The following is a 7,811-nucleotide window of genomic DNA, read 5'->3' on the forward strand; positions in this document are numbered from 1 at the left end:
ATGGGTGAGAGGCATACGAGACCGGGCTCGACGATGGCGTCCCCGAAGGACGCTCCGTGCGATGCAGCGACCCGCGGGTTGTCGCAGCGCCCGTCGCACCGGCGTGTTGCCGTGCCGCCCTCATCCGCCGAGGCGAACGCTCCTGCGGCTGGAGCGTGCACGGAGCAGAGAGCAGGGCCGACCCGGGTTCTGATCAGCTCCGCGGCTTTCGCGCCTCCCCGGTCCGTGACCACGTCGAGCGAACCCAAGAGTCACTCGGACATTTCGCAAGTCTGCCCGTAGTGCCGACCAACGTACGATCTCCTGATCGTGCTTGACCCCAGGCAGGCCACCGCCCACAGGGCGCGCCCGGATCCTGCCGCCGGGCGGTCAGGCGGTTCCGAGGGCGTCGCGCAGGAGCGAGACGGCCTGGTCGATGGCCGCTCGGGTGGCCTTGGACTGGCTGAGCGAGTTGATCATCATGAAGTCGTGCACCGTGCCGTCGTAGCGCACCGTGGTGACCGGGACGCCGGCGGCGCGGAGCTTGGCGGCGTACGCCTCGCCCTCGTCGCGCAGTACGTCGGCCTCGTCGACGAGCAGCAGGGCGGGCGGCAGGCCGGCGAGCTGTTCGGGAGCGGCCCGGTTGGGGGAGGCGGTGACCTCCGCCCGCTGTCGGGGGTCGGTGGTGTAGGCGTCCCAGAACCACTCCATGGCCTTGCGGCTGAGGTAGTAGCCGGTTTCGAACTGCTCGTAGGATCCGGTGTCCATCGCCGCGTCCGTGACCGGGTAGTACATCGACTGGTGGACGAACCTGACGTCACCGCGTTCCTTGGCCATCAGGGCGAGCGCGGCTGTCATGTTCCCGCCGACCGACTCGCCGGCCACGGCCATGCGCCGGGCGTCCAGCCCCTTGGACGCTCCCTCACGGGTGATCCATTGGGCGGTGGCGTAGCCCTGTTCGATGGCCACGGGGTAGTGGGCCTCCGGTGAGGGCGTGTACTCGACGAAGGCCACGGCGGTGCGGGCGCCGACCGCCAGCTCCCGCACCAGCCGGTCGTGGGTGCCGGCGTTGCCCAGTACCCAGCCGCCGCCGTGCATGTACAGCACGACGGGCAGCGTTGCGCCGGCGCCCTGCGGTTTGACGATGCGCACCCGCACGTCGCCCACCACGGCCGGGACGGTGATCCACTCTCATGGCCGCCGCCTCACCGGCGAGAACACCATCTCCCCGGACGCAACCCTGCTGGCGCTACTGTGTGCTGCCGGCTCCACCCGAGCTCAGGACTCATCATCCGGGGATTCCCGGGGCACCTGACGGGCGCGCAGGTCCGCACGAATGCGCTGGGCGAGCCTTTGGGTGTCGTAGCGGTTCAGTGAGGCGCCGATGGCCGCGCCGACCATGAAGGGCATCAGCATGGGGATCCGGCGGACGGTGAGCCTCAAGAGCCGTCGGCGCAGTTCCCTTCTCACCCGGACGCTGAGCATGAGACTGACGGCGGAGGCCGGTTTCGTGACGTTCAGGCCGCGTCCCTCGGTCCATTCCGCGAGATACAGCGCGGCACGCTGTCGTGCGGTGCCAGGGGCCCGCAGCCCGTACACCTCGTGCAGTTCGGCGATGAGCTTGAATTCGACGGATGCCGTTCCGAGGATGCCCGCGGCCAGCTCCGCGGGCATGGCCGGGGGCGTGGGCAGCGCCGCAGCGGACCCGACGCCCGCTCCTACGGCCTCGGTGCCCCGTACCGCACCGGTGACCAGGTGGTCGGCGATCTCCTCCGAACCCAGGCCGGGGAACTGCTGACGCAGCGTGTTCAGATCGCGGACCGGGATCCGCGGGACCGCTTCGATCAGCCGCCCCGCAAGGAAAGAGGCCGGCGACCACTCGGGAGTCCTCACCTCGGGTGACATCGCATCTTCCCGTTCCGGCGGCGTCATTACTCCTCGACACCTGCCTGTCCACCCCTGTACCCGCTGGTAGCGCATCGATTCGCGCCGCGCGGCAGACGGGGTACGGGGTCGGTCAGGCGAACGTGCTGTGCAGCAGGGCGCTGCTCGATACGCCGGACGGTCCTCGGACAGAGCGGCACGGCGAGACGGCCGACAACGACGCGGAGCCGACGAGCGACAGCGGGAAGTCGCTGCCGGACTCGACGCGATCGCACCCCTCGCCGCGCCACGAGCAGGCACCGCCGAGCCGGTCCGGGCCCGACACCTCGAGCCCCGCAGAACCACCACCTGGAGCATGCGCCTCACGCATGTGGGTTCAGAAGGGAAAGCGGCCCGGTCCACCCGCCATCCGTGGAGGTGTCGTTCACGGGGGCTTGGGAGTGAGGTGCGGGAGGAAGCGAGGGGTGACGGCCGCTGCGAGGGTGGCGGCGGTGGCGCAGGCGGTGACCATGGTCCATGCGACGGGGCCGAGGGGGGTACAGCCGAAGAAGTGGCTGAGGCCAGGGGTCTGGACGACGGTGATCAGGGCGGCGGCGGAGAGTGCTGCGGTGGCCAGCACGAGGGGACTGTGCCAGTCGGTGATGAGGGTCTGGCCGAGCTGGGTGGTGACGAGGGCGGCCAGGCCCATGGTGCCGGCGCGGCGTGGCAGACCGGTGAGGCGCCCGGTCTGCCAGGCGCTGAAGGCGCCGAGTGTGGTGGCGGCGCCACGGATGGCGAGGAGGCGCGCGAGATCGGGCCCCAGGAGCGTGGGCGCCGGTCCGGCGGTGAGAGAGGCGCCGCCGGACCGGGGGGTGCGGGAGGGAGCGAGTGCGACGGCAAGAGCAGGCAGCATGTCGGTCAGGAGGTTGACCAGGAGCAGTTGGCGGGTGCCGAGCGGGGCCCGGCCGGACAGGGCGGTGCCGAGCACGGTGAAGGCGACTTCTCCGGCGTTGCCGCCGAGGAGGATCGCGACCGCGTCACGGACCCTGCGCCACAGGCTGTGGCCCTCGTGGAGGGCGTCGAGGATCCGGGTGGGATCGGGGTCGGTGAGGACGAGGTCGGCCGCGGCGCGGGCGGAGGCGGAGCCGTGGGCGGCCAGGCCGATGCCGACGTCGGCCAGGCGGATGGCGGCGGCATCGTTGATCCCGTCGCCGGTCATGGCGACGACGTGCCCGGTCTGCTGCAGGGCCTGGACGATGCGGACCTTGTGCTCGGGGGAGACGCGGGCGAAGACCGAGGTCTGGTCGATCGCCTGGATGCGTTCCGGTTCGGGCAGGGCGTCGAGTTGGGCGCCGGTCAGGACCGTGCCGGTTTGTGGGATGCCCAGGTCGCAGGCGATGGCCGCGGCGGTGGCGGGGTGATCACCAGTGATCATGATGACCCGCACGCCCGCGTCGGTGAGGCGTTTGACGGTCTCGGCCGCCCCGGGCCGGGGAGTGTCGGCGATCGCCAGGAAGCCCAGCAGGGTCAGTTCACCGACCAGTTCGACCAGCTGATCGGCGGGATGCATCGCGGTGGCAGGCGTGCCCTGGGCGACGGCCAGCACCCTCAGTCCGTCGCCCGCGAGGCGCCGTACGAGGCGGTGCGCGGCCTGCAGCCGGGTCGGGTCGAGGGGGACGATGCCGACGGGGCCGTCCTGGGCGGCGCTCAGGGTGGTGGTGCACCGGGCGAGGACGGTCTCGGGAGCGCCTTTGACGGCGAGGCAGGGCCGTCCCGCGTCGGTGCCCAGGGACGCGGAGTAGCCGCGGCCGGCTTCGAAGGGGAGCTCGGCGCCGGGTTGCCAGGCGTGGTCCGAAGGGCACTGGACGGTGGCGGCGTCGACGACGGCCTGGTCGGTGGCGTGTGCGAGAGGCCGTCCGTCGGCGGGTGGGGGACAGGCCCGTGCGGCAATGCGCAGGAGGCGTTGCCCGGCGGGGCTGTCGACCAGGAGATCGTGGTCGAGTGTGGCCAGGCGGCTGACGGTCAGGCGGCCCTCGGTGAGGGTGCCGGTCTTGTCGAAACAGATCACGTCGGTGCGGCCGAGGGCTTCCAGGACGCGGGCGGAGCGGGTCAGGACCCCGTGGCGGGACAGGCGGCGGGCGGCAGCGGACTGGGCCACGGTGGCGACAAGCGGCAGTCCCTCGGGAACGGCGGCGACCGCGACGGCCACCCCGGATGCCAGGGCTTCGCGCACCGGCACGCCCCGCATCAGCCCCAGGAGAGTGACCGCGCCGCCGCCGATGCCGACGGCGGGCAGCGCCGTCCTGGTCAGGGCGGCCAGATGGCCTTCGATGCCGGGCGGGGTGGCTGCGTGGCCGGCCAGCTCGGCGGCGCGCCCGGCCTCGGACTGCGCCCCGGTGGCCACGACCACCGCGTAGCCGGTGCCCGTCAGCACCGTGCAGCCCTCGTAGAGCATGCAGGACCGCTCGGCCAGCTCCGCCCCGGGGGTGGCCGTCGGGTCCTTGGCGACGGGCGCGGGCTCGCCGGTCAGGGCCGCCTCGTCGACCTCCAGGCGGTCGCTGACCAGCAGCCGGGCGTCCGCGGGGACGACGTCCGCGGGGCCCAGGGCGATGATGTCCCCGACCCGCAGGTCCTGCGCGGGGACGGTGTGTACCGCGGCCGTGTCCAGTCCGGCGAAGAACCGCACCCGGTCCGACAGTGGCGTGGCCTCCGGCCCTTCCACGAGGGGATGGGGTGTCCACACCACCCGCCGAGCGCGGATGTTCTGGGTGAGCACAAGACCGGCCAGAGCGCGCTCGGCTCGCAGCCTCTGTGCACCGCTCACGACAGCGTTGCCGGCCATGACCCCTCCCACCAGCGCCGCATCGATGCTCGACCCCACAGCCGCGGAAGCGGTCGCGCCCAGCGCCAACACAGGGGTGAGAGGGTCCTGGAGCTCTTCGCGCACCGCGCTCAGCAGCTGCCCCGCCCACCGGGCCAGCGGAGCCAGACCGATGGCGACGGCCGCGGCGTGTCCGGCATCGCCGAGGAGACGGACGGGTCCGGCGGTCGGTTCAGCCGCGGGCGGTCCGGCCGTTCTCTCGTCGAGGGCCGTCAGGATGCGGAGGGTCTCGCGCGCCCCCAGGGCGTGCCAGGCGCCGCGGATACGGGCCGGGGGCAGGGGGCGGCAGGCCAGGCGGCGGGCGCCCCTGATGCCGCCGAACTGGGCGAGGAAGGCCGCGCCGTACACCGGGGATGTCGTCAGGCCGCCCACCGCCCGGCGGGCACCCGCAGCCGCGATCAGCGCTCCCAGGGCGGACCCGCCCATCGACAGGTGAGCCGATTTGCCGCTGACCTGGCGGGCGTTGTCCACCGCGGACAGGATCCGCCAGACCTGCACCGTCCCGCCGCTGCAGACCAGGTCCGCCGACCACCACGCCCCCGGGACCCCGACAGGGCCGGTTCCGGGTGCGGGCAGTACGGCGACGCCGATGTCAGCGGCGGCCAGCGCACGGTCCTCGGCCATGCTGATCAGCAAGACGACCTGCCCGTCCTGCTGCAGGCGCCGTACCTGCTCGTCCAGCGGCGTGGACAACGGCACGGTCCGGTCGGCCCACGGGAGCAGTTCGGCAGCGGAGACGTGCTCGGTGAGCAGCAGGCGCCGGCTGCCGGAACGGGCCGCGGTCACGACGGCATCGGCCAGCGGGTCGAGGTCGCAGCCCACCAGGACCCGGCCCGTGTACCGGCCGTCCGGGGCGCGCAAGTCCAGCGGCAGCCCCGAGGGGGCGTCCGGCCGGGCCTGAAGCGCGTCGGCGGGGCGCTCCAGCCGCCAGCCCCGAACGTCGCTCCACGGGCCGGGGCCGCACAGCCGACGCAGCGAAAGGTCTGCCAGCAACGTCTGCGCGGCGGCCCATACAGCGGCCTCGTCGTGGCCGTCCGCGGCGGTCACCGACAGCAGCCTCGGGCGAGCCGTGCGCAAGACCGCCGAGTCGATCACCACGGCAGAGACCCTGTCCAGCAGCCGCAGGACCGCCCCGTTCATCGGGACCACACCGTCCCGGGCCAGGTCCCGGCCCAACTGCGCGCAGAACGCCTCCCGCCCCATCCCTGCGGCCTTCGGCGCCGTAGCCAAGATCGTCTGCACGGCGGCCTCGGGGCTGCGGGCCCACGCCCACACTCCTGCCGCGCCCAGCAGGGAGGCCAGCGAGGTCCGTTCTCCGCACTTCTCCACCGGCCCGGCCGGCAGCGGCACCGACCGGGGCTGTCGCTCCGGGGCTTTTCCCGGCAGTCCTTCCCCCGCCACACCGACCAACTGCCTCTCCAGCCGGTGCCACGCGCTCTGCCGGGCGCGGATTTCCGCCAACTGCCACACGCGCTGGACCCCGTCCAGGATCAGTGGTGCGATACCCGCCGTCGCGGCATGCGCGCACGCGTGGCCCACCCCGAGCACCGTCTCGGCATGCGCCCGACCCAGGCGACCCTCCAGCATGCTGCGCAACCGCGGCTGGGTCTCAGCCACGACCACGGGCACCCGCAGCACCGGAGAGAACACGGGAAGCGGCGTCACCCGGCGAACCGCGGCCACCAGCAGCCCGAAGGAGTCCGCAACCAGCGACGCCCCGGCCAGCACGGCCGGGACGGTGTCGAACGGTGGATGCGGACGATCGCCTGCGAACGGCTCCCCACCACAGCCGTGCGCCTCCTCCACGCTCTCCACCAACTCCAGCAGCCCGTCCACATCGAGGCGATCCCCTTCGGCACCGACAACCACCTGCCCCAGTACCGCGTTCACCTCCGCCCAGGCCACACCCTGAACCTCCCGCAGCGCACCGGTCACCTCGCGAGCCAGCCGCTCATGCCGCTCCCCGCGCCCGTTCAGTCCGCGCACCTCGATGTGCGCCCTGCCCGACCGGGCCCACACCCGCCGGTGCCCGCGGTCCTCACCCGCGTCCAGCAGCACGCCCACCGCTTCAGCAAGTCCGGCCGGCACACCCACGACCACACCGCCCAGCGCGCGCCGCCCCCTCTGCGCCGCATCGACCAGCGCGGCCCCCGCCTGTTCCACAACCGACACGGCCGTACCCACAGGCGCGGTGCACGCCGCCGGAAGCGGCCGGAAAGCCACGCCCAGCCAGGAAAGAGGAAGCCCGCTCCACGGTGGCACCAGCAACTCCTGCTCTCACTCGTCCAGCAACAGCACTGCACTCGCCGGGACACGCTCCACGCGGACACGCCCAAAAACCGCCACGACGCTCCAAGCACCAGAAAGCGATCGTCGCCAAATCCCATAAAAGCCGCAAAGCGGACGCGTCCGTCCGGGTAGGCGTGCCGGGCCACCGGCCGTGGGGAGCTGGGATAGGTTCCGCGTGGTGGATGGGATCTTCGAGGCTGCGGCCACCGCGGCCGGGATGTTCGCGGGCACCAACATCGACGACATCCTCGTGCTGACGGTGCTGTTCCTGGCCAGCCGGGCCACCGGTCGGCCCACGGGTCGGCAGATCTGGATCGGCCAGTACCTCGGGTTCGCCGTCCTGCTCGCGCTCTCGACGGTCGCCGCGCTCATGCTGGTGGCCGTACCGGACCGGTGGCTGGGACTGCTGGGGCTGGTGCCGCTCGTGCTGGGCATGCGCGGCCTGGTCACCGCTGCACGGGAAGAAGGAGCCGGTAAGGACAACACCGCCGTGGCCGACGGGGTGCTGTCGGTGGCCGGGGTGACGGTCGCCGTCGGAGCCGACAACGTCTCGGTGTACACCCCGGTGTTCCATGCCCTCGGCGTCGGCTCCCTGGCCGTGGTCCTCACCGTGTTCGCCGCCGGAATCGCCCTGTGGTGCCTGGCCGGGGCCTGGCTGGGCACCTCCCGGACGGCCACCGCGGTCGTCCAGCGGCACGGGCAATGGATCATTCCCGCGGTGTTCGCCTCGACTGCTCAGCGGAATTCGCTGATCTGACGCCCCGATAGAGGAAAGGCGCCCGTGACCTGCAAGGATCTG

General features: G+C 72.7%; 3 protein-coding genes and 1 pseudogene. 1 reads left to right on the forward strand and 3 read right to left on the reverse strand.

Annotation, left to right across the window (positions count from 1 at the left end; translation table 11 throughout):
- Positions 1 to 369 precede the first annotated feature (369 nt).
- The 3 genes and pseudogenes from JL475_RS32215 to JL475_RS32225 form a co-directional block, all read right to left on the reverse strand.
- Positions 370 to 1,167, reverse strand: a pseudogene (locus JL475_RS32215) (alpha/beta hydrolase); the annotation flags it as partial.
- 90 nt (positions 1,168 to 1,257) lie between these two features.
- Positions 1,258 to 1,884, reverse strand: coding sequence for a hypothetical protein (locus tag JL475_RS32220; protein ID WP_202281678.1), 627 nt, complete (start codon positions 1,882 to 1,884; stop codon positions 1,258 to 1,260).
- A gap of 403 nt (positions 1,885 to 2,287) precedes the next feature.
- The gene (locus JL475_RS32225) at positions 2,288 to 6,895 is read right to left on the reverse strand and encodes a cation-translocating P-type ATPase (RefSeq protein ID WP_307825219.1); all 4,608 of its coding nucleotides are present in this window, start codon (positions 6,893 to 6,895) and stop codon (positions 2,288 to 2,290) included.
- 295 nt (positions 6,896 to 7,190) lie between these two features.
- Here JL475_RS32225 and JL475_RS32230 point away from each other — a divergent pair, with 295 nt between their 5' ends.
- Complete coding sequence (locus JL475_RS32230; RefSeq protein WP_202281682.1) at positions 7,191 to 7,769, forward strand: cadmium resistance transporter; 579 nt, start codon at positions 7,191 to 7,193, stop codon at positions 7,767 to 7,769.
- Positions 7,770 to 7,811 lie beyond the last annotated feature (42 nt).

The sequence above is a fragment of the Streptomyces sp. M2CJ-2 genome (assembly GCF_016757295.1).
In the GTDB taxonomy this organism is placed as follows: Bacteria; Actinomycetota; Actinomycetes; order Streptomycetales; family Streptomycetaceae; genus Streptomyces.